This window comes from Stenotrophomonas sp. STEN035, assembly GCF_056759935.1.
Window position 1 is genome coordinate 24,893 of sequence record NZ_JBRRDY010000017.1, and the last position, 20,656, is coordinate 45,548.

General features: G+C 63.9%; 21 protein-coding genes. 10 read left to right on the forward strand and 11 right to left on the reverse strand.

What is annotated here, in order from left to right:
• Position 1: 1 nt before the first annotated feature.
• The 5 genes from ACVOLL_RS10790 to ACVOLL_RS10810 form a co-directional block, all read right to left on the reverse strand.
• Positions 2-1,261: a class I SAM-dependent methyltransferase gene (locus ACVOLL_RS10790; RefSeq protein WP_481512905.1), complete on the reverse strand. Its 1,260-nt coding sequence runs from the start codon at positions 1,259-1,261 to the stop codon at positions 2-4.
• Entirely contained in the window at positions 1,258-2,025 is a 768-nt protein-coding gene (locus tag ACVOLL_RS10795; protein WP_481512906.1) for a DUF1365 domain-containing protein, read from the reverse strand. The genes ACVOLL_RS10790 and ACVOLL_RS10795 overlap by 4 nt, the downstream gene beginning before the upstream one ends.
• On the reverse strand, positions 2,022-3,299 hold the full coding sequence (locus ACVOLL_RS10800) for an NAD(P)/FAD-dependent oxidoreductase (RefSeq protein WP_481512907.1): 1,278 nt from the start codon (positions 3,297-3,299) through the stop codon (positions 2,022-2,024). Before ACVOLL_RS10800 ends, ACVOLL_RS10795 begins: the two co-directional genes overlap by 4 nt.
• A 1-nt stretch (position 3,300) precedes the next feature.
• The gene (locus ACVOLL_RS10805) at positions 3,301-4,257 is read right to left on the reverse strand and encodes an acyl-CoA desaturase (RefSeq protein WP_481512908.1); all 957 of its coding nucleotides are present in this window, start codon (positions 4,255-4,257) and stop codon (positions 3,301-3,303) included.
• 77 nt (positions 4,258-4,334) lie between these two features.
• Positions 4,335-5,108: a hypothetical protein gene (locus ACVOLL_RS10810; protein ID WP_481512909.1), complete on the reverse strand. Its 774-nt coding sequence runs from the start codon at positions 5,106-5,108 to the stop codon at positions 4,335-4,337.
• 132 nt (positions 5,109-5,240) lie between these two features.
• Between ACVOLL_RS10810 and ACVOLL_RS10815 the strand changes: the two genes are divergently transcribed.
• Genes ACVOLL_RS10815 through ACVOLL_RS10825 form a run of 3 tightly spaced genes read left to right on the forward strand, consistent with a single transcriptional unit; the run spans position 5,241 to position 7,239 of the window.
• A complete protein-coding gene (locus ACVOLL_RS10815; protein ID WP_481512910.1) occupies positions 5,241-5,864 on the forward strand; it encodes a sigma-70 family RNA polymerase sigma factor in 624 nt (207 codons plus the stop codon).
• The gene (locus ACVOLL_RS10820) at positions 5,861-6,535 is read left to right on the forward strand and encodes a ChrR family anti-sigma-E factor (RefSeq protein ID WP_481512911.1); all 675 of its coding nucleotides are present in this window, start codon (positions 5,861-5,863) and stop codon (positions 6,533-6,535) included. The genes ACVOLL_RS10815 and ACVOLL_RS10820 overlap by 4 nt, the downstream gene beginning before the upstream one ends.
• Before the next feature lie 20 nt (positions 6,536-6,555).
• Complete coding sequence (locus ACVOLL_RS10825) at positions 6,556-7,239, forward strand: Rossmann-fold NAD(P)-binding domain-containing protein (protein WP_481512912.1); 684 nt, start codon at positions 6,556-6,558, stop codon at positions 7,237-7,239.
• 41 nt (positions 7,240-7,280) lie between these two features.
• Here ACVOLL_RS10825 and ACVOLL_RS10830 read toward each other — a convergent pair whose 3' ends face one another.
• Together ACVOLL_RS10830 and ACVOLL_RS10835 are read right to left on the reverse strand one after the other, a co-directional pair.
• Entirely contained in the window at positions 7,281-7,766 is a 486-nt protein-coding gene (locus tag ACVOLL_RS10830) for a TspO/MBR family protein (RefSeq protein WP_481512913.1), read from the reverse strand.
• A gap of 208 nt (positions 7,767-7,974) precedes the next feature.
• Positions 7,975-9,510 (reverse strand): TerC family protein, encoded by a 1,536-nt coding sequence (locus tag ACVOLL_RS10835; RefSeq protein ID WP_481512914.1) that lies wholly within the window; start codon positions 9,508-9,510, stop codon positions 7,975-7,977.
• Positions 9,511-9,950: 440 nt separating this feature from the next.
• On the opposite strand from ACVOLL_RS10835, the gene ACVOLL_RS10840 reads away from it, so the two are divergent.
• On the forward strand, positions 9,951-11,216 hold the full coding sequence (locus ACVOLL_RS10840) for a glutamate carboxypeptidase (protein ID WP_481512915.1): 1,266 nt from the start codon (positions 9,951-9,953) through the stop codon (positions 11,214-11,216).
• A gap of 204 nt (positions 11,217-11,420) precedes the next feature.
• Here ACVOLL_RS10840 and ACVOLL_RS10845 read toward each other — a convergent pair whose 3' ends face one another.
• Positions 11,421-11,852: a CBS domain-containing protein gene (locus tag ACVOLL_RS10845; RefSeq protein WP_481512916.1), complete on the reverse strand. Its 432-nt coding sequence runs from the start codon at positions 11,850-11,852 to the stop codon at positions 11,421-11,423.
• A 590-nt stretch (positions 11,853-12,442) separates the two neighbouring features.
• A complete protein-coding gene (locus ACVOLL_RS10850) occupies positions 12,443-13,288 on the reverse strand; it encodes a universal stress protein (RefSeq protein WP_481512917.1) in 846 nt (281 codons plus the stop codon).
• 150 nt (positions 13,289-13,438) lie between these two features.
• Between ACVOLL_RS10850 and ACVOLL_RS10855 the strand changes: the two genes are divergently transcribed.
• Positions 13,439-14,062 (forward strand): TetR/AcrR family transcriptional regulator, encoded by a 624-nt coding sequence (locus ACVOLL_RS10855; RefSeq protein WP_481512918.1) that lies wholly within the window; start codon positions 13,439-13,441, stop codon positions 14,060-14,062.
• A gap of 64 nt (positions 14,063-14,126) precedes the next feature.
• Here ACVOLL_RS10855 and ACVOLL_RS10860 read toward each other — a convergent pair whose 3' ends face one another.
• Positions 14,127-15,566, reverse strand: a complete 1,440-nt coding sequence (locus ACVOLL_RS10860) for an aldehyde dehydrogenase family protein (protein WP_481512919.1) — start codon at positions 15,564-15,566, stop codon at positions 14,127-14,129.
• 615 nt (positions 15,567-16,181) lie between these two features.
• Here ACVOLL_RS10860 and ACVOLL_RS10865 point away from each other — a divergent pair.
• Positions 16,182-16,508 (forward strand): hypothetical protein, encoded by a 327-nt coding sequence (locus ACVOLL_RS10865; protein WP_481512920.1) that lies wholly within the window; start codon positions 16,182-16,184, stop codon positions 16,506-16,508.
• 44 nt (positions 16,509-16,552) lie between these two features.
• Here ACVOLL_RS10865 and ACVOLL_RS10870 read toward each other — a convergent pair whose 3' ends face one another.
• Entirely contained in the window at positions 16,553-16,957 is a 405-nt protein-coding gene (locus ACVOLL_RS10870; RefSeq protein ID WP_481512921.1) for a ribonucleotide reductase subunit alpha, read from the reverse strand.
• Positions 16,958-17,152: 195 nt separating this feature from the next.
• On the opposite strand from ACVOLL_RS10870, the gene moaA reads away from it, so the two are divergent.
• Genes moaA through ACVOLL_RS10890 form a run of 4 tightly spaced genes read left to right on the forward strand, consistent with a single transcriptional unit; the run spans position 17,153 to position 20,656 of the window.
• Positions 17,153-18,133 (forward strand): GTP 3',8-cyclase MoaA, encoded by a 981-nt coding sequence (gene moaA, locus ACVOLL_RS10875; protein ID WP_481512922.1) that lies wholly within the window; start codon positions 17,153-17,155, stop codon positions 18,131-18,133.
• Between the two features lie 8 nt (positions 18,134-18,141).
• A complete protein-coding gene (gene moaCB, locus ACVOLL_RS10880) occupies positions 18,142-19,140 on the forward strand; it encodes a bifunctional molybdenum cofactor biosynthesis protein MoaC/MoaB (protein ID WP_481512923.1) in 999 nt (332 codons plus the stop codon).
• A complete protein-coding gene (locus ACVOLL_RS10885) occupies positions 19,137-20,399 on the forward strand; it encodes a molybdopterin molybdotransferase MoeA (protein WP_481512924.1) in 1,263 nt (420 codons plus the stop codon). Before moaCB ends, ACVOLL_RS10885 begins: the two co-directional genes overlap by 4 nt.
• Entirely contained in the window at positions 20,396-20,656 is a 261-nt protein-coding gene (locus ACVOLL_RS10890; RefSeq protein ID WP_313171153.1) for a MoaD/ThiS family protein, read from the forward strand. The genes ACVOLL_RS10885 and ACVOLL_RS10890 overlap by 4 nt, the downstream gene beginning before the upstream one ends.

Consider the following 20,656-nt stretch of genomic DNA (forward strand, 5'->3'; position numbering starts at 1 on the left):
GTCAGCTGATCTGCCCGGCGTTGGCTGCCGGCTGATAGCCGGACCGGGCCAGCAACAGGTGTGAGACGCCGATCGAGCGCTCCAGGAAACCGCCCTCGCAGTACGCAAGATAGAACTCCCAGAGTCTGCAGAAGCGCGCATCGAAGCCCTGTGCATGCACTGCAGGCAGCTGTGCCATGAAGCGCTGGCGCCAGGCGCGCAGAGTCAATGCATAGGAGTAGCCGAAGTCGTGCTGGGCCACCAGCTGCAGATCGCTGGCGCGCGTCTTCGCCGCCATGATGGCGTTGATCGAGGGGATGAAGCTGCCGGGGAATACGAAGCGCTTGATGTAGTCCACACTGCGCCGGGCCTGCTCGTAGCGATGGTCTTCGATGGTGATCGCCTGCAGCAGCGCCACGCCATCGGGCTTGAGCAGGCGTCGCAGGGTGGCCATGTAGGTGTCCAGGTATTCGGCGCCAATGGCCTCGATCATCTCGATCGAGACCAGTTTGTCGAACTGGCCCTCAAGATCACGGTAGTCCTGCATCAGCAGGGTGATCCGATCCTGCAGCCCGGCTTCACTCACACGCTGTGCTGCCAGCGCGTGCTGCTCCGCCGAAATCGTGGTGGTGGTGACATGGCAGCCGTAGTGCCGCGCGGCGTGCAGGGCGAAACCACCCCAGCCGGTACCGATTTCGATCACACGATCACCGGCTTGCAACTGCAGCTGCTGGCAGATGCGGTCGAGCTTGCGCTGCGAGGCTTGCTCAAGCGATGTGTTTTCGTCGGTAAACAAGGCGGACGAATACATCAGGTCCGGCGACAGGAACAGCGAGAAGAAATCGTTGCCGAGGTCATAGTGTGCGGCGATGTTGCGGCGGCTACCTTCGCGGCTGTTGCGGCGCAGCCGGTTCCAGCCACGCAGCAGCCAGCCGCCAATACGCGCGGGGCCGCGTTCCATGCCATCCAGCAGATCGCGGTTGCGCACGAGGATGCGTACCAGCGTGACCAGGTCATCGCAACGCCAGTCGCCATTGATGTAGCTTTCGCCAGCGCCGACGCTGCCTTGTGCGGCCACCTTGCGGTAGAACGCGGGGTCGTCGATGGTCACCGTGGTCTGCAGTTGCGCTGAAGCATCGCCCAGCAGCACCTCGCCGAGCGCGTCGCGTACACGCAGGCAGCCATCGCGCAATGGTTCGAGTTCGGCCAGCAGCCGGCGCCGCAACAACGCATCCAGTGCGCCGGGTTGCGGCAGGGCGACCGAGGAAGTCATCTGGTTCATCGCGTTTTCTCGGCGAGGGAAGGGTGATCGTGGACCGGGTTGCGCTTCAGCCACAGACGCAATGCCTGCCAATGGATGGCGGCGACAACCTGCAGTGTCATCAGCGGGTAACAGGCGAGCACCCGCGCCAAGCCAGCACCATCAAGTGGGTGACGTTGCATGGACTGGGTGGCGTCGAACTGGCGCAGGCCTTCGCGCCAGACCTGCATATGTACCTGCAGGTCTTCGCCAGGTGCGGTGAGGCGCCAGTCATAGCGGCAATCCATCGCCATGAACGGCGAAACGTGGAAGCACTTGTCGAACTGCCAGCGCAGCGCCCGGCCGCTGCTGTGAGCGGTTGCAGCCGGCAGCACATAGGCGTGGCGTTCTTTCCATGGCGTGTTGGTGATCTCTGCCACGATGCAATCCAGGGTGATGCCATCGGGCTGGTAGCAGTAGTAAAAGCTGACCGGATTGAATACGTGGCCGGCAACACGCAGATGGGTCAGCAGTCGAACCGGTCCCTGCGGCCGGTGACCGAGCACAGGTGCGGCGTGGTCCCGCACTGCGTCTGCCAGTGGCTGCGCCGGGTCGCCGAAATAGTCGCTACGGCGGAACTCGGCGAGGTTGCGACGGTTCACCGACCACAGCCAGCGTCCGGCAAAGACCTGGTCCAGCTCGTCCAGATCCAGAAGCAGCTGGGCAATTGGGTAGCGGAACGCATGCGGATGCGGCAGGTGGCGGCGATGCAGCACCTGGCCGATATAGATGGCGCTGGCGCTCATGTTGCCAGCTCCGCCTGTGGCCGCCGGGAAGCTGTCGGCCTGCGCTCAGTCAACGCATCCACCACGCGGCGGGCGCTTCGTATGCCATCTTCGTGGAAGCCCCAACCCCAATAGGCACCAACGAACCAGGTGCGGCGCCGGCCCTGCACTTCGGCCCAGCGCTGTTGCGCGGCGATGGCGGCGTGGTTGTGTACCGGGTGTGCGTACTGCAGGCGGCGCAGCACCTTGTCCGGATCGATCTGTGCGCTGTTGTTGAGTGTCACCACCAGCGGCGTGTCGCCAGGCAGGCCCTGCAGCAGGTTCATGCAGTAGCTGACCGTGCATGGCGCGCTTGGGTCCAGTGGAACATGCGCGTTCCATGCCGCCCATGCCTTGCGGTTGCGTGGCAGCAGTGATGCATCGGTATGCAGTACCACTTCATTGCGCTGGTAGCCGATGGCGTCCAGCACGTCGTGTTCGAGTGGGCTGGCATCGCAGAGCAGCTTCAGCGCCTGGTCGCTGTGACAGGCCATGATCACCTCATCGAAGCTCTCGATGCCTGCGGTACTGTGAACCCGTACCTCCCAAGGTGTTCGCTCAACCTTCAATACCGGGCATGCGAGTCGCTCGTGCACGCGCCAGCGCGCCCGCAATGCGTCGATATAGCGTGCCGAGCCGCCTTTCACCACACGCCACGGCGCGCGCCCGCTCACCTGCAGCATCTGATGGTTGGCCATGAACTGCACCAGGTAGCGGGCCGGGAAATCGCGAACGGTGGCAGTCGGCGACGACCACAGCGCCGACGCCATCGGCAGCAGGTGTTCCTCGACGAAGGCTTCGCCGTAGCGCTGGCTGCATAGGTACTCGCCGAGCGTGGGGCCGTCGCCGCCTTCGAGCAGCGCCGGTGCCTCACGGTAGAAGCGGCGCAGGTCGCGCAACATGCCCCAGAAGCGTGGCGACAGCAGGTTGCGACGCTGGCAGAACAGGCCATCGAGCGAGGTCGCGTTGTACTCCACGCCGCTGCGCTCGCTGCGCATGGAAAAACTCATCGTGGTCGGCTGCGATTCCACCCCAAGCTCATCGAACAGCGCGCTGAGCAGCGGGTAGTGCTGCTGGTTGAAGACGATGAAGCCGGTATCCACGGCCATCGGTATCCCATCCACCTGCAACGCATGGGTGTGGGTGTGGCCGCCGAGGTAGTCATTGGCCTCGAACAAGGTGACGTCATGCGCGCCATCCAGCCACCAGGCGCTGGCCAGGCCGGCAATTCCCGAACCAATGACGGCGATACGCATGTCAGTTCCTCGCCTTGGCCAGCACCCAGGCCGGGATTGGCTTGAGCTCCTTGACCAGGCCCAGCATCGCCATCAACCGCAGGCCATACCAGGTCAGGTCGATCTCCCACCAGCGGAATCCCTGGCGTACCGTGCCGGGGAAGAAATGGTGGTTGTTGTGCCAGCCCTCGCCAAAGGTGAGCAGTGCCAGCCAGAAGTTGTTGCGGCTGTCGTCGCGGGTGTCGAAGCGACGGCGGCCAACACGGTGTGCCAGCGAATTGATGGTGACGGTGGCGTGGAACAAGACCACCGTGGAGATGAAGAACCCCCACACCAGCAATTGCATGCCGGAGGTCTGCAGGCCCGGGGCCCAGCGTTCAAGCGCAGCGCCCAGTGCGTACAGGGCGGCGGCGAGCAGCAGCGGTACCACGGTGTCGAAGCGGTCCAGCCAACGTAGTTCCGGGAAGCGGGCGAGATCCGGAACGCGCTGCAGGTCGGTGGCGAAGGCTTCGCGGGTCAGGAGCCAACCGACGTGGCTGCGCCAGAAGCCTTTCTGCTGCGGAGAGTGCGGGTCCAGCGGCTGGTCGGCGTGGCGATGGTGATGCCGGTGATGCGCCGCCCACCACAGTGGCCCGCGTTGCACACTGGAGGCGCCGACAAGGGCGAACAGGAACTGCACCGCGCGCGATGTCTGGAAGGTGCGGTGGGAAAAGTAGCGGTGATAGAACGCGGTGATCGCGAACATCCGCACGGCATACAGGGCCAGCGCGATGCCAGCCGCCGTCCACGACATACCGACCCAGATCACCCCCAGGCAGCCGATGTGCAGCAGCGCGAAGGGCAGGGCACGCATCCAATCGATGCGATCATCTGGCTGCGCCTCGCCAGCGACGTCAGCGCTATCGGCGGTATCGAACCAACGCTGGATCGTACGCAGCAGGGCCACGCGTCGGCGGGAAAGGGGCGCTGCGGATGCCATGGCGCGTATCTCGAGAGGTTTTCTACCCTTCTCTACGACGCGCGGCGCTGATTGGATGCAGCGTAATGAAGATTCCATCAGGATCCGCCCCGCGTGGCGGCACAGCGCGGTACCAGCGCCTGCTGCAGCTCGGCCTGCCAATGCGCCGGCGGACGTTCCACAGCCTTCTGCGCGAAGCGCACCGTCACCACCGGGTAGTCACCGCGGGTATCGCGCAGGTTGCTGGTGCCGTGGAACTCCAGCAGGCGCCGATCAGCGTCGGCATAGACCAGCGCCAGACGCGGCGCGACCACCCCGTACCACGCATCCAGCTGCACCTGGATCGACTGGGCATCCAGCCCCTGCCAGCGGATGCTGCCGACACGCTGCACCTGAACCGGGTAGTAGCGTTGGCGGCTGGGCACCAGGAACTGCAGGCTGAGCCGCTCGCCCTGCATCAATTGCTGCCAGTGCGCGCGCACGGCGGCGTCGAACCCGGCATCGATCACCGCATCGGCCGGAAGCGGAAGCCGCTGCGCCCGCGTTTTCGCTGTCGCGTCCTCTTTCCAGTTCAGTTGTACGGCGCCTCCCGTCACTGCAACGCTGGCGGCCTGGCCACTACGACGATCCTCCCAGCGGTAGCTGGGGGCCTGGGCGGAACCGTTGACCTGCATGTGCTTGCGCGCGAAGGGCTGGCCGTCGGGGCACAGGTATTGCACCCAGCGCTCCGCGGCATCGCCGGCTCCGCGTTGCCAATGCACCTCGCGGTAGGCCACCGCCCCGTCGCGGGTCGTGGCAACGCCTTCACCGCGCAGCAATGGCGCTGCCGACGCCATGAAGGGCAGGAACAGCAACAGGCAGGCCATGCGCATGGGGACATCCCGGAATGAGCTCTCCCTGCCTACGGGCGAGGCCGGCCGCTGGATGCAGGCACGGCGCTGCATCCAAACGCTGCCACCGCGCGTAGGAAGGACAACACATTCACTGCAGCCCTGCCCACGCAGATGTACCCTGATCCCCGCAACCTCCCTTCCCCCTTAGACACCGCCCGGATCGTGTCCAGTTCACAGCAGCTGAGCAAAGAGCCAATGAACTGGGCCGGTGACATGGACGGTGTGGCGCGGCTGCGTGATCGCGACTGCTTCATGCGCATCTACGACCACTTCATGCCGCGCCTGTGCGTATACCTGCGTGGCCTGGGTGCTCCGGAGGCGGTGGCCGAGGAACTGGCGCAGGAATGCCTGCTGCGCTTGTGGCTGCGGGCCGCGGAATTCGATCCGGCACAGGGTGCGCTGAGTACCTGGCTGTACCGCATCGCGCGCAACCTGCACATCGATCGTGTCCGCCACGAGCGCAGCTGGACACTGGTGCAGGCGGCGGTGGAGAACGCGGCCACGGCCGATGTGCTTGATCGCAGCAGCGCCGAGCAGTTCGCCGATCATGCGAGGTTGCGCCAGCGCATCAACGAGTTGTCGGCGGTGCAGGCGCGGCTGGTGCGGATGTCTTACTTCGAAGCAAAGAGCCACGGCGAGATTGCGCAGGCGTTGGGAATGCCCTTGGGTACGGTCAAATCACATCTGCGGCGGGCCTTCCTGTTGCTGCAGTCCAAGGTCGGAGGTGCGTCGTGAATCCGCACCACCACCTGCACGAATCCACCTTGATGAGTTATGCCGCCGGCGCGCTGCAGGCGCCGTTGAGCATTGTTGTCGGTGCGCACCTTGAGCAGTGCCCGCACTGTCGCCAGCGCCTGCGTGATGCCGAGGCGGTCGGCTCGGCGTTGCTGGAGCAGACCCAGCCGGTGCTCGAGGACGCGCGGCGCGAAACACTGCGCGCCGCCATGCTGGCGCAGCTGATGGACGCGGGCACGGTAGCGATGCCGGCACCAGCGCGGCAGGCACCGCCGGAGCGACCACAGGCCGACCCGGAGTATCTACCGGCATCGCTGCATCCGTATTTCGGCGACTCGCTGGCGAGCCTGCGCTGGCGCTGGATGGCGCCGGGCGTGCATTGCATCCGTGCACGGCAGATGCCGTCGCTGATCATGCTGAAGATCGCGCCGGGCAAGTGCCTGCCCATGCACAGCCATGGCCGCAGTGAGCTCACCCAGGTCCTGCGCGGCTCGTACAACGACGCGCTGGGATTGTTCGCTCCCGGCGATGTAGCTGACCTGGATGCCGAAGTGGAACACCAGCCGGTGACCGCACCCGGTGTGCCTTGCATCTGTGTTTCGGCGCTGGATGCGCCGCTGGTATTCAGTGGCTGGTTGGCACGCAAAGTGCAGCGCTTCGTCAAACTCTAGTTCGCACGAGGAGGCCGATGATGAACGACGTTGGACGCCTGAAGATCGTGCTGACAGGGGCCAGTGGACTGGTCGGGCAAGGTGTTGCACTCGCCTGCGCGGGCTCCGCGCACGTCAAACGCACGGTGGCGCTGGTACGACGCGCCGGCGGCCTGCTGACGGCAACAGAGGAGTTGGTGCTGGAAGATTTCCTGCAGGCCCATCGTCGCCAGGCCGACCTGGTGGGCTTCGATGCCTGTTTCTATTGCGCGGGCGCACCGCCGTTGGGCACAGCGGAAGGTGAGTACCGGCGGGTCACGCTGGACACCACACTGGCAGTTGCGCAGACCTGGTTCGCAGCCAATCCACAAGGAATGTTCCTGTATGTATCGGGTGCGCACGCCAATCCTGAAAGCCACTTCATGCCCCTGCGCATCAAAGGCGAAACCGAGCAGGCACTGGCCCAACTGCCGGGGCGTACGGTGATGCTGCGGCCGGGTGGCGTGCGCCCGGTCGCTGGCACCGGCAGCCGGCATGCGCTGCTGAAGCCGTTGTATGTGCTTGGCGGGCCAATGATGCAGTTGGCCGCTGCTGCCTTGCCGTCGATGTTCACCAGTAACCTGGTTCTGGGTCGCGCGATGATCGCGCTGGCACGCATGCGCGAGCCGCCCGCCGAGGTGGAATGCGCGCAGATCAACCAGCTCGGGAGTGCCGACGCGGCGTAAGCCTGCTGCCGCAGCACCGCGGAGGCAACGGCTTGGTGTGTTTACAGCAGCCCGGGATTCGCCTGCCAGACCGCGTAGTTGAGCACACTGGCAAAGCTCACCCAGGCCAGATAGGGCAGCAACATGCAGGCCGCGAGCTTGTGGACGCGCCAGAACGCAACCAGCGTGGCAACGATCAACACCAGCAACAGCAGGATGTCGGCAAAGGCCAGGGCACCCAGCTTCCAGCCGAAGAACAGCCAGCTCCACAGCGCGTTGATGCCAAGCTGCAGCAGGTAAAGGGTCAACGCAGGTGCCGCTGCGCGCCAGCCGCGCTCTCGCCAGACAAGGAACGCCGCCAGCGCCATCAGCGCATACAGGGCAGTCCACACCGGCCCAAACAGGCTCGCCGGCGGTGCCCATGCGGGTAGTACAAGGTCGGCGTAGAAACTGGAGGCGGAGATGGAGGCGCGGGCACCAAGCGCAGCGGCGAGGAAGGTGATCAGGAACCAGCCGGAGAAACCAAGGAGCTGTCTACGTATCTGCATGGGGCTTGCTCGTCCTTTCCAGCGTGGTCAGATGACGCTTGTACGCAGCAGTGCAGGGTTTGGATGCAGTGACGGCAACCAGTGATGCTGATTGGTGCCGGGATCAGCCCAGCAGGTCGATCCGCCTGCGTTGCGCCTGGCTTGAACCGGGACGGTTGTCAGCACGCGTCACGGCTGCACGTGGCAGCCGTGACGCCAACCGCAGTGATTACTGCTTGTCGATCGCCGATATCCGCGTCTTGCCGATTCTCCTGCCTTCCAGGTCAATCACCTGCAGGCGCCAGCCGGCCGACTCAACGGTATCGCCAGCCACCGGAAGCCGCTCCAATGCATGCAGCAGCAAGCCCGACAGGCTGACATACAGCGGGCTTCTTTCCAGGGGAATGCCGGTGATGCGCTCCACGTCCTCGATCGACATGGAGGCATCCACGATCCAGCTGCCGTCTATCTGTTTGGCGCCGAAGTCGGCATCGCGGGTATCGGCAAGATCGCCTGCAATCGCTGCCAGCAAGTCATTGGCGGTGACCAGGCCCTGCACGCTGCCGTATTCGTCGACCACCACCGCCAATGGAATCGGATGCTGCTTGATACGCTCCAGCGCACGCAGCGCGGTCGCGCCTTCGGGCAGGGTCAGCGGCTCGCGCAGGTAGTCGGCCAACACCAAGGGCTTGCCGGCGAGCACGCCCGCCAGCAGGTCGCGGCTCTGCACCACGCCTTGCAGGTTATCCAGCTCGCCATCAGCCACCAGCAGGCGGGTGTGTGGCGAGGCCATCAACTGCGCGCTGGTGTGCTCCGGTCCCTTGCCCAGATCGATCCATTGGATATCGGCGCGCACCGTCATCACGCTTGCCACCGAGCGGTCGGCCAGGGCCAGCACGCCGCGGATCATGTCGTGCTCGGATGCGGCAAGACCTGATGGCAGCTGATCCGCTGGCTCGTGGGTCTCACCGGCAACGGCCTGCGTCGGGCGCGAGCCCAGCAGCTTGAGCACCGCATTGGAGGTGCGTTGCCGGAAGGACAGGTTCTGTGCGTGCTTCTCGCGGTTGAACTGCGTCCACTGGTTGAAGCCCTCGATCAGGATCGAGAAGGCGATTGCTGCATACAGATAGCCCTTCGGGATCTTGAAGCCCAGGCCTTCGGCGACCAGGCTGAAGCCGATCATCAACAGGAAGCCAAGGCACAGGATCACCACCGTCGGATGACGGTTGACGAAACTGGTCAGCGGCTTGCTGGCCAGCATCATCACGGCCATCGCGATGGTCACTGCGGCGAACATCACGCCGAGGTTGTCGACCATGCCGACCGCGGTGATCACCGAGTCCAGCGAGAACACCGCATCGAGGATGACGATCTGCGTCACCACCAGGCCGAAGCTGGCGTACACCTTGTTGTCGCCGGCTTCATGTGAGCGCCCTTCAAGCCGCTCGTGCAGTTCCATCGTCGCCTTGAACAACAGGAACAGGCCGCCGACCAGCAGGATCAGGTCGCGGCCGGAGAACGCGTGGTCGAACACGGAGAACAGCGGCGCGGTGAGCCGCATGATCCAGGACAGCGTGGCCAGCAGGCCCAGTCGCATCAGCAGCGCCAGGCTCAAGCCGATGAGGCGGGCCTTGTCACGCTGGTGGGGAGGAAGCTTGTCCGCAAGGATCGCGATGAAGACGAGATTGTCGATGCCGAGGATGATTTCGAGAACGACAAGTGTGGAAAGACCCATCCAGATTGTTGGGTCGGATAACCATTCCATGCAATGTTGGGGTAGCGGAGGGACTTCGATCATCGCACGCTGCGACTTCCTGCTTCACCCGAACGTGCTGATTCCTGCTGATGTTCATTTTCGTGTTCATGCGTGCATGGGCCACTGCTTTGTCACGGAGAGAGCGACCAAACCAGCCGCAGGCAGTCGATCACCACCTGCCAGCTCGCTTCGCGTGCGGTTGTCACGGGCTCCGGCCGTTCTTGGACCGGCTCCAGGCTGCGCTTGGCGACGCCACCAGGTATTCACCTGCTGCTGATAGGCTAGGGCTGCAGTCAACGACGCGCTGGTCACTGTAGAACGTCGTGCTTTGCTGGCCGGTTCGGGCGCACTGGCAACCGCCCTGACCCAGCGCTGCAGAGCGCGATCTGACCGGAAAGATAATGGTGGCGGGGCTTGTCCCGCCGGGATCGTGATCAAAGGAGTGGCACATGCGGATTGCACGTACAGCGGTTCTCAGCGGATTTGTGCTGGCAGGGACATTGGGAGTTCACGCGCAGGCAGCGCAGCTTGATGCGCAGCTGCAGGCAGCAGCCACCGCGCAGCAGCCGGCCGTGATCGAGACACTGCGCGAGCTGGTGGCGGTGGAGTCGGGCTCTACCGATCATGAGGGCGTCGCCAAACTGATGGACTATCTGGACAAGCGACTGCGCGCCTTGGATGCCAAGGTCGAGCGGGTTGCTTCCGCAACCGGCGGGCCGGATCTGATCCGCGGCAGCTTCAGCGGCACCGGCAAGTTGAAGGTGATGCTGATCGCACATGCCGATACCGTCTACGACCGCGGCATCCTTGAGAAAGAACCCTTTCTCCAGAAGGGCAACCTGCTGTACGGCCCCGGTATCGCCGACGACAAAGGCGGCATCGCGGTGATCCTGCATTCGCTGGCCCTGCTCAAGGCGCGTGGTTGGAACGATTACGCGACGGTCACCGTGTTGTTCAATCCGGACGAAGAGATCGGCTCGCCGGGCTCGGGCGAAACCATTGCCAAACTGGCGGATGAGCACGATGTGGTGCTGTCCTTCGAGCCGTCGCCGGCCAAGGCGGTGATCGAAAGCGAAGGCGTGCTGCTCAGTGCCGCCGGCACCTCGCAGGTGCGGATGACAGTGCAGGGTCTGTCCGCACACGCAGGTGCGGCACCGGAACAGGGCCGCAACGCACTCGTCGAGCTGGCCCATCAGATCATCCAGACCAAGGACGTGGCCGCTGGAGTGCCTGGTGCGCAGCTCAACTGGACCACGGCCAATGCCGGCACCGCGCGCAACCAGATTCCAGAGCGTGCGGAAGTCGGTGGCGATGCACGGGTGATGCAGGCCGACAGCAATGCCAACTTGTTGGCGGCGCTGCAGGCCAAGGTCAAGCAGAGCCACGTGGTGCCGGATACCACCACCACGATAACGCTGGAGCCGCTGCGTCCGATCTACGTTGCCGGTGAGCGTGGCCAAGCGTTGGCGGATCTGGCGCAGCAGATCTATGCCGAATTGGACGGACGCAAACTGCTGATGCACCCCACCACCAACGGCGGCACCGATGCCGGTTTCGCCGGACGCTCGGGCCATGCAGCGGTGCTTGAGGGGCTGGGACTTGCAGGTTGGGGTTACCACGCACGCAACGAGTACATCGAGGTCGATTCGATCCCGCCGCGTCTATACCTGGCATCGCGGATGCTGATCGAGCTATCGAAGCGCGCATCGCGCTGAGGTGGCGCTGTATCAAGTGGCCTCCTGCAGAGGCCACAAGCTCGCCACGATTGAAGCGTGCGGAGGATGCAAGTGTGATGCCACAGGTGCCGCACAAGCACATTGAAATGTGCGTATGCGGGCTGCCTGCCACTGACGTTGCGTAAGCGTTGAGCCGATGCCTGTGATTGATGCACAGGCTCAGCTTGAGCGCGCCTGTGCGGCTCAGTGTGCAGCGGTGTAGATGTCCTGCAGTACTGCTTTCTCAAGTTCCAGTTCGCTGAGCAGGTTTTTGACGATATCGCCGAGGCTGAGGATGCCGACCAGTTTCGAACCTTCGGTCACCATCAGGTGGCGGTGGCGCGAGTAGGTCATCAATGCCATGGCCTGCTTGAGGCTTGCCTCGGGCGCGATGCCTTCCAGGCCGGTTGACGACAGACTGGATATGACACGGCGTCCCGCTTGCGGGCCATCATCGGCCAAAGTGCGGACGATGTCTTTCTCGGAAATGATGCTCACCGGTGCGTCGTCTTTCATCACCACCAACGCGGCGATCTTGTTCGCGCTCATCTTGTGCGCGGCGGCGCCAATGGTGTCTTCCAGATCGATGGTAACTACGGTTTGTTTCTTGGACTGCAGGAGTTCGCGGACGTTCATTGATGTTTCCTGTTGCAGGTTACTCAAACGGGATAGTTCGCCTTGCTACCTGTGTGGTGGTAGCGGTACTGCCGCGATGTCCTCGGCACTTTCGATTCTACGAGTGGAAAAGCCGTGATGTGTTTGCGTAGATGAGACGGTTTGTCGCGGATTTACGGGTGATTCATTCCGTGTTGGTTTAGGCGGGAAGGTTACGTATGACACTGTGCGGGTGCAGTTATCTTGTGCCTGTAGCAATGTGCTCGCCTGCTTCGATTCGGAGGTTTGTCCGCGCATGTCCAGGTGTCACCAGGACGCGCGTCATGGTGCAGATTGGATACAGGCGTGACTGAAGTGTGGCGCCTGCAAAAAGCGCTTCGGCCTCTCCACAGGCATCTGCGAAAAGCCGGGAGGCGGGGCTCTACCGCCTCCCGGCGCGGACGTCATCGCGACATTCGCGCAGTCCATGGGACTGCAGGCTCCACGGTCGGGGGAGAGACCGGGAGGTATCTCTGCTGAAGGAGAGTCAGCAGGAGATTCGTCTGGCTTGACGCACATCGGTCACCGCGTGCGCCAAGCCGTGGATTGATGCCGAAGAACTTGAGGTGTTGCTACTGGGAGACGAATAGCGGTACCGGCACATCCGTCAGCAGCGTCCGGGTCACGCCGCCAAATAGCGCCTCACTCAACTTGGGCCGGCTATAGGCACCAAACACCACCATGTCGCAGTGCGCGGCGTTTGCGTGAGTGACGATCACTTCAGCAACCGGAACACCTTCCGAGCTGACCCGCTGCAGATTGACTTTCACGTGATGCCGGGCGAGATAGGCCGCCATGTCTGCACCGGGTTCGTCGCCGTGCAATTCGGCCTTGCGCTCCGCATCGATGACCAGCAACGTGACTTCTTCGGCTTTGATGAGCATTGGCATCGCATCGGCGATGGCACGGCGTGATTGCCGGCTGCCGTTCCACGCCACCAGTACCATCTGTCCGATCGGCTTATCGCCCCAGTCTCTCGGCACGATCAGGATCGGGATGCCGGATTGCTGCAGGATCTGCGGCGCGGACCAGGTCAGGGGCGAGGCCGGAATGTTCGGGTGGCTCACCACCAGCAGATCGCAATACAACGCATGCAATGAGGACTCACTGCTGGATTCGGCATGCGATATCACCCGCAACTCGCCGCTGACCTCATGCCGATTCAAGGCATCGTTCAAGCTTTGCCCGAGTTGAAGCGCACGCGCGGCCATCACCGACTGGTGGCGGACGATCACTTCATGCAGTGCCTCGCTCTTGGCAAATCCTGCCTGCAGGGTTGCGGGCTGCTGGGCAAGGGCGGTGATACCGATCAGATGCGAGGCATGGCGGCCGGCAAGCCGGGTTGCCGTATCCAGGATCTGTTGGCCGGACTCGCTGGCGTCGAACAGCACCGCAATGTCTTTCAGCAGGGTGGTCATGGGCATGCTCCGTTGTGCTCGGCTCGGCGGCGGGGGGCCATCCAGGCGTCCAACCAGAATTAGAATGATCGTTCTAGTTAGAATGATCGTACTACACAATGCCGCCGTGGTCATGCGCCAATCCGACCCAGTTATCTCGAGGTGCACTTCATGAATGCGAGCAACAGCAGCGCTGCGTCAGCTCAGGAAAAGGGTGAGGCGCGCCGCCAGCAGGTGCTGGACGCCGCCACCACGTGTTTCCGTCGCAACGGCTTCCACGGCACCAGCATCGCCAAAATTTCCAAGCTGGCCGGTATGAGCCCTGGGCACATCTACCACTACTTCGAAAACAAGGAAGCCATCGTCGAGGCCATTGCCAAGCGCGAGGAGCAGAACATCTCCGAGCTTGCCCGCAAGCTGCAGGAAGACGAGAGCGGCGGCAGCCTGGCAACCCGGGTGACGCGGCAGGTGGCCGATTCGGTGGACCGCTGCCTGGACCCTGCCTATCTGGAACTGCAACTGGAGCTGGCGGCGGAAGCTGCGCGCAACCCGGCTATCCAGCGCATCCTGCGGCAATCCGACAAAGTGGTGGCCGCCGAGTTCATGGCGCTGTCCAGCCGCGTTGGGCTGCCGGAGGGGCTGGACGCGGCCGAGGTGGAGCTGCGGATGAACATGATCTCGGCGATCTTCAATGGCGTGATGGTGCGCAGTGCCGTGGGTGCGGATGTTGACCGCAAGCAGGTGAGTCGTCTGGTTGAGAAGCTGGTGCGCTGTCTGCTTGATGATCCGGATTGACACCCTTCGCCCGGGCTCCGGCGCAGCAGAGCCTGGACGGGGAGCGCGAAAACCTCAGCGTTGCTCACAGGCCGGCTGATTTCCTGAATCTCGCAATCGCTGCCGCTATGCCTGCATCCACCCCGGCCAATGCAGCGGGATCAAGCATTGCGCCGTTTACGAGGGCATCCGCAGCACCTTGTTCGCCTGCGCCGTTGGCGACAGCGCGGTAGTGGCTGAAAGTGTCGAAGCCGGCGCGGCCGTGGTAAGCGCCGGATCCGGAGTTGCCCACGCCACCAAACGGAGCGTCGGGCAGCAAGCCGTGAAGGAAGCCGTCGTTGCGGGTGACACCGCCGCTGGTGGTGTGGCTGAGAAAACGGCGGAAGTCGGCACTGTCCTGGCCGTACCAGTAGGCGGCGAGCGGAGCCGGATGGCCTGCGATGTAGTCGATCGCCTGTTGCACATCGCTGTAGCGCTTCAATACCAGCACCGGGCCAAAGATCTCGTGGTGGTTGATCTGCGCGTTCTCTGGCACGTCGATCAGCAAGGTTGGGGCGATCCGGCGTGATGCGCGATCAGGCAGCCGCTGCAGCTGGTTCTCCGGCAGCGGTTCCACCTTCTGCGCACCCAGTGCAACCGCGTCGTCCACCAGGGCGAGCACACGACCGAAATTGCGGTCGTTGATGATGGGCACGACCGCCGGGTTGCTCAGGTAATCGCCGGCCACGCTGCGGATCTGCGTCTTCAGGTGACCAACAAATTCCTCGTAGTGTTCGTCGGGAATGAACACATAATCAGGGCACAGGCAAACCTGGCCGCCATTGACCAACCGTGTCGAGGTGATTCTGGTCGCGGCCAGCAGCAGATCAGCATCGTGCGCCACCACCACTGGATTCTTGCCGCCAAGTTCCAGGGTCACTGGTACCAGATTTTTCGCCGCCGCCTGCGAAACCAGCGAACCTACTTCCGGAGAACCAGTGAAGAACAGATGGTCAAAGCGCAGCGTCGAGAACTGCTGCGCGGTGCCAAGGTCGCCATTGAAGACGGCGACTTCATTTTCATCGAAGCGTGCACTGAAGATCTCCCGCAGCAAGGCGCCGGTACGTGGGTGCTGCTCCGGGAAATTCAGCATGACCCGGTTGCCGGCCACCAAGGCCGCCATTGCCGGCTGAAAGGTCAGCGTCAACGGGAAATTCCACGCGCCGATTATGCCGACCACCCCCTTCGGCTTGGCCTGCACGAAGCCGCCGGGTACCTCGCGTGGCGTCATCCAGTGCGCGACATCGGCCAGCGACTGCTCGATGTCGTGCACCCAGCTGAGCCCTTCGAAGGCCTTGGATACCGCTCCCGGGCGCCATCCGTAGTCGGCAGACAGGGTCTCGGACAAGGCGTCGATGTGCTCCAGCAATGCCAGGGCCATCCTGCTTGCGCGCTCGCGGCGCGTCTGCAGGCTGGCATCACCCTGCTTGAGGAAAGCCGCGCGTTGCAGGTCGAGTACCCGTTCCAGCTCACTCTTTTCGTACATGTTTCATCTCCGTCACTGTGTTTGCTGGATCTTTATCAAGCGCATGTCCGGGATGAACATGGCGGTCGCGGATGACGACGGTTTTGCAGCGTTTCCATGACGGCCTTTGGGAGGGCGGATTCTGGCCGGCTGGATGTCGCCAACCCATTGAATGCAGCGTATTGCTTGCAGTCATGGGTCAGCGGTATCCATTCATGGGTACGTGCGTTGCGTCGGAAGTTTCGTGCAGCGAGGTTAAAGGACGCTGGCAGCTGCAATCGGTCTTGTCAGTCCGGGCAGGAAGTTGCAGATGCAAGCCGCACGTGGTGTGCGTAGTGCGCCCGGACTCCATCGAGGCCATCATCGCTTTCACCGCTGTGCAAGCAAGGCATCGCGTAGTCCCCGTACTGCGCACGGGGGCGGCGACATGTGCCAACAAAGTCGGCACAGTTTTTGTTGCAAGCCGATATTGCCGCCGGAAGGTGTTGGCTGGATCTGGCCCCGGCACCCAGTCCGTGACCAGGGTCGTGCTGTGCTCGGTGCGCTGCCGTGCCCCTGCGCTGCCAGCGGATTTGACCCGCCAGCTCGGCAGGCGCAAGCTCAGGTACAGTGCTGCGCAACTCAGGAGTCCCGATCATGACTGCTGTTGGTTCGATGAGTACCCCGGGCGACAAGTCGCCGCCTTCACATTTATGGCGTGTGTTCTGGCTGCAGGGGGTTATTCCCAGCAATCTGTTGTGGGCTGCGGCGCTATGGGCGCTGATGCAAGGCAAGACCAGCTTGCTGCTCGGCCTGTTCGCCGTATTGCTGCTCTACACCGGTTGGATCATCCCCACGGTGTGGCGGGCCGCGCCGAGCGCGCACACCCCCGGTTACGGCATGGCCGCACGCGGCCTGACCGTGGCATGGGGCCTGAACACCGTGCTGGTGATCTTCTTCCTGTTGCTGCAGCTTGCGACCTGAGCCGGCTGCAGGCTGGCGACGCTGCGTGCTGCCGGAACCGCGGGCTAGTAGAACTGCACCGGCGCGCCGTCGCGGTCAAACGCGGCGAAGCGGCTGATCTGGCCATCGTTGATGGCGTTGACCATCAAACGTAGTGGTTGCGCAGCTTCATCATTGGAGGGAGCAATGCCAGCGCGGCCATCCAGCGAGGCCACGAACACCAGGTCCCAGGCCAGGCCGGTGTTGGCCGACTCGGCAGCCAGTGCAGCGAAGGAGGCGATTTCCTGCGGCGCCTTGTCCACGCACAGCACCGGGCTCAGGGTGCCGCCTTCGCCGCTGTCATGGCGCGCATGTTGATCGGCGGTTGGGGATTCAGGCAGGTCGGCTTTGACGAAGACGAACAACAGGCGTTGTGGCTCGGTCTGCTCCAGTGCGGCACGCAACAGGTCGTCGAAATCACTCAGCATCATGGTCGTTTTCACAAGGAGGAAGCCATCGGGTGGTCATGCTGCCACAGCTGGGTCGGGTCCGGCGGAGGTCCGGATTGATTTAAGTCATGCCATCGACGCAATGCCCCGCGTAGGCTGGCAGCCTGTCAACAAAGGCGAGGGCATCCCGGCATGCCGGGCGAGCGTGCAAACGTGGAGTCAGAAGGTGAAACAGCCATGAGCCAACTCACCGACGGCTTCGGTCGCAGCTTTCCATACCTGCGTCTGTCGCTGACCGAGGCCTGCAACTTCCGTTGCAGCTATTGCCTGCCCGATGGTTACCAGGCAGATGGCCGCCCGCAGTTCCTGGCGGTGGATGAGATCGAGCGGCTGGTGCGCGGGTTTGCCGCACTGGGCATGCACAAGATCCGCCTGACCGGCGGCGAGCCCAGCCTGCGCAAGGACCTGCCGCAGATCATCGCCACCGTGGCGAAGGTGCCGGGCATCCGCAAAGTGGCCATCACCACCAACGGCTGCCTGCTGCCACGGCACCTGCCGGGCTGGCACCGCGCCGGCCTGACCGCGCTCAACGTCAGCATGGACAGCCTGCAGCGTGAGCGCTTCCATGCCATCACCGGCCACGACCGCCTGCCCGAAATCATGGACGGCCTCAACCTGGCGCAGGCCTTGGGCCTGCAGTCGATCAAGCTCAATGCGGTGCTGCTGCGCGGCCTCAACGATGACGAGCTGCCGGCGTGGATGGAATTCCTGCGCGAGCGCCCGATCAGCGTGCGTTTCATCGAGCTGATGCGCACCGGTGACAACCGCGAGTATTACGAGCGCCATCACCTGCGTGCCGATGTGGTCATCGAACAGCTGCTGGCTGCCGGTTGGAGTGAGCGCAAACGCGCCGCCGATGCCGGCCCGGCACGTGAGTTCAGCCATCCTGAGCATCGCGGCAGCGTTGGCATCATCGCCCCGTACTCAAAGGATTTCTGCAAAGGCTGCAATCGCCTGCGGGTCACCGCGCGCGGCGATCTGCGCCTGTGCCTGTTCGGCGACTTCGGCGTGGCGCTACGGCCGCTGCTGCAGTCCGACGAGGACCAGGATGCGCTGCTGGCGCGCATCACCACCCAGCTTGGGCTCAAGGCGGCCGGGCATGGACTGCACTTTGGCCAGACCGGGCTTACCCCGCACCTGGCCTCGATTGGAGGATGAAACAAGCAATGAGTGGGCAGATAAGTGCGGCATTCCACATGGCCGATGTACGCGACAAACGCATCACCCGTCGCCGCGCGGTGGCGGTCGGTGAACTGATCGCCGGGCCGATTGCCTACCCGTTGATCGTCGAGCGCCGCCTGCCCAAGGGCGATGCGTTGGTGATGGCCGAGATCGCTGGTCTGCAGGGCGCCAAGATGGCCTCGGCATTGATGCCGATGTGCCACCCGCTGCCGCTGGAGCTGGTGCGCGTGTACTGCGCGCCGGTGCCGGAACGGCAGGCGATCCGGGTCTGGTGCGAGTGCGCCAGCGAAGCGCGCACCGGCGTGGAAATGGAAGCGCTGGCCGGCGTCAACGCGGCGCTGCTGACTTTGTACGACCTGAGCAAGCCGGTCGAGCCGGCACTGGAAATCAGTGGCATCCGCCTGCTGTTCAAGGAAGGCGGCAAGAGCGGCGTGTGGACACACCCGCAAGGCATGGATGCCGGCGAACTTGAACGCTTCCGCCCGCGTCCACCCAGGACCTTGGGCGCAGCGCGCTGCGCGGTGATCACCCTCAGCGATCGGGCAAGCCGCGGCGACTATGTCGACGAATCCGGGCCGGTGTTGGTCCAGGGTTTGCAGGCGCTGGGCGGTGACGTGGTCAGCAATGACGTATTGGCAGACGGTATCGAACCCCTTGTCGCGCGTCTGCGCGCGCTGGCCGGCGATGGTGTGCGTCTTTGCCTGTGCACTGGCGGTACCGGACTGGGACCGCGTGATCTGACTCCGGAGGCCTTGCAGGCTTTGGGCGGGCGGCCGGTGCCTGGACTGGCGCAGATGCTGCGCGGACTCAGTGCCCAGCACACGCCGATGGCCTGGTTGAGCCGCGCGGAAGTGGTGCAGCTGGATGACCTGCTGGTCATCGCGCTTCCAGGCAGCCCGCGCGCCGCCGCACAGTGCATGAATATTCTTACCCCGGTGCTCGGCCACGCCTTGGCGATGATGGATGGGGGTACGCACGCATGATCAGTTATGCGCAGGCCTTGCAGCAGCTGCTGGCGGCCGCACCGGCGGCACGCAGCGAACAGGTTTCCATCGATGCTGCCGCCGAACGGATACTGGCTGCGCCGATAGACAGCGCACAGGACCTGCCGCCGTTCGACAACGCTGCGATGGATGGCTTCGCGCTGTGCGCGAACGGGCAACCGGTGGCGGCGGGCAGCGTGCTGCAGGTGCAGGGCTGGCAGGCCGCAGGCGATACCGCTGCTGCGGACGGCGATTCCGCGCAGGCCTGGGAAATCATGACCGGCGCGCGGATGCCATCGGGCTTGGACAGCGTGGTGCCGATTGAGCAGGTCGAAGTGCTGGATGCAGTGGAGGGCCGTCCCACCCGCGTGCGCCTGCAGGCAACGGTGAAGCCTGGGCAGCATGTGCGACTGCGCGGTCAGGATGTGGAACTGCGCGAAACCGTGCTGGCAGCGGGAGCGTTGCTGGACGTCAATGCGATGACCTTGCTGCATGCACTCGGCGTTGCCACCGTGCAGGTACGGCATCAGCCGCAGGTTGCGGTGATCAGTACCGGCAAGGAGTTGATCAGCGATGCGACTGCGGAACTGCAGTCCGGGCAGATACGCGACAGCAATCGCCCGTTCCTGGTCAGCCGCCTGCGTGCTGCAGGTGCGGACGTGGTCTGGAACGGCGTGGTCAGTGATGACGTTGCCGCCTTTGATGCCGCTCTGGATTCAGCGCTGGCTGCGGGTGCGCGGGTAGTGCTGAGTACCGGCGCGGTATCGCAGGGCCGCTACGATTTCATTCCCGATGCGCTGCGAGCGCGCGGTGCCGAGATCATTTTCCACAAGGTCGCCATTCGTCCGGGCAAGCCGCTGCTGTTCGCGCGGCTGGCCGATGGAGCTTTGTACTTCGGCCTGCCGGGCAATCCGATTTCCGCTGCGGTAGGTCTGCGTTTCTTCGTCGAGCCGGTGCTGCGAAAGATGCTGGGCTTGGCCGAAGAGGCCGTTCTGAAGTTGCCACTGCAGGCCGACGTGCGTAAGCCACCGGGCCTGCGTTTCCATGCGCGCGCGCGCGTGCAGGCGGATGCAAGTGGGCAGCTGAGCGTGCGTGTGCTGGCCGGGCAGGAATCATTTCGGCTCAAGACCATGCTGCGCGCCAATGCGTGGGTGGTGCTGGAGGGCGGCGATGATCTGGCCACGGCCGGCAGTTTGGTACGTGTACAGGGCTGGGGCCACCGCGAGCCGGTGCAGCTCAGCCCGCAGGAGATGTCATGAAAGAGATAGTGGTGCAGTTGTTTGGCGCGTTCTCCGAGCTGGACCCGCAGCGCGAGATCAGCGTGCCGGTCGAGGGCGGGCAGGTCATCGACCTGCGCAGGGCGCTGCGTGCATTGCTGCAGCAGCGCTACCCGCAGTTCCGGGCTGGCTTGGTCGACTACTCGGCATTCGCCGATGAACAACGTGTTCTGCGCGACAACGATGTGCTGCCCGGCGACGGGCGGGTGGCCATCCTGCCACCGGTAAGTGGAGGCTGA

Bases quoted from the DNA above. Each gene is read 5' to 3' on its own strand.
- ACVOLL_RS10790 (WP_481512905.1), bottom strand. From the start codon at position 1,261: ATGAACCAGATGACTTCCTCGGTCGCCCTGCCGCAACCCGGCGCACTG.
- ACVOLL_RS10795 (WP_481512906.1), bottom strand. From the start codon at position 2,025: ATGAGCGCCAGCGCCATCTATATCGGCCAGGTGCTGCATCGCCGCCAC.
- ACVOLL_RS10800 (WP_481512907.1), bottom strand. From the start codon at position 3,299: ATGCGTATCGCCGTCATTGGTTCGGGAATTGCCGGCCTGGCCAGCGCC.
- ACVOLL_RS10805 (WP_481512908.1), bottom strand. From the start codon at position 4,257: ATGGCATCCGCAGCGCCCCTTTCCCGCCGACGCGTGGCCCTGCTGCGT.
- ACVOLL_RS10810 (WP_481512909.1), bottom strand. From the start codon at position 5,108: ATGCGCATGGCCTGCCTGTTGCTGTTCCTGCCCTTCATGGCGTCGGCA.
- ACVOLL_RS10815 (WP_481512910.1), top strand. From the start codon at position 5,241: ATGTACCCTGATCCCCGCAACCTCCCTTCCCCCTTAGACACCGCCCGG.
- ACVOLL_RS10825 (WP_481512912.1), top strand. From the start codon at position 6,556: ATGAACGACGTTGGACGCCTGAAGATCGTGCTGACAGGGGCCAGTGGA.
- ACVOLL_RS10830 (WP_481512913.1), bottom strand. From the start codon at position 7,766: ATGCAGATACGTAGACAGCTCCTTGGTTTCTCCGGCTGGTTCCTGATC.
- ACVOLL_RS10835 (WP_481512914.1), bottom strand. From the start codon at position 9,510: ATGGAATGGTTATCCGACCCAACAATCTGGATGGGTCTTTCCACACTT.
- ACVOLL_RS10840 (WP_481512915.1), top strand. From the start codon at position 9,951: ATGCGGATTGCACGTACAGCGGTTCTCAGCGGATTTGTGCTGGCAGGG.
- ACVOLL_RS10845 (WP_481512916.1), bottom strand. From the start codon at position 11,852: ATGAACGTCCGCGAACTCCTGCAGTCCAAGAAACAAACCGTAGTTACC.
- ACVOLL_RS10850 (WP_481512917.1), bottom strand. From the start codon at position 13,288: ATGACCACCCTGCTGAAAGACATTGCGGTGCTGTTCGACGCCAGCGAG.
- ACVOLL_RS10855 (WP_481512918.1), top strand. From the start codon at position 13,439: ATGAATGCGAGCAACAGCAGCGCTGCGTCAGCTCAGGAAAAGGGTGAG.
- ACVOLL_RS10860 (WP_481512919.1), bottom strand. From the start codon at position 15,566: ATGTACGAAAAGAGTGAGCTGGAACGGGTACTCGACCTGCAACGCGCG.
- ACVOLL_RS10865 (WP_481512920.1), top strand. From the start codon at position 16,182: ATGACTGCTGTTGGTTCGATGAGTACCCCGGGCGACAAGTCGCCGCCT.
- ACVOLL_RS10870 (WP_481512921.1), bottom strand. From the start codon at position 16,957: ATGATGCTGAGTGATTTCGACGACCTGTTGCGTGCCGCACTGGAGCAG.
- moaA (WP_481512922.1), top strand. From the start codon at position 17,153: ATGAGCCAACTCACCGACGGCTTCGGTCGCAGCTTTCCATACCTGCGT.
- moaCB (WP_481512923.1), top strand. From the start codon at position 18,142: ATGAGTGGGCAGATAAGTGCGGCATTCCACATGGCCGATGTACGCGAC.
- ACVOLL_RS10885 (WP_481512924.1), top strand. From the start codon at position 19,137: ATGATCAGTTATGCGCAGGCCTTGCAGCAGCTGCTGGCGGCCGCACCG.
- ACVOLL_RS10890 (WP_313171153.1), top strand. From the start codon at position 20,396: ATGAAAGAGATAGTGGTGCAGTTGTTTGGCGCGTTCTCCGAGCTGGAC.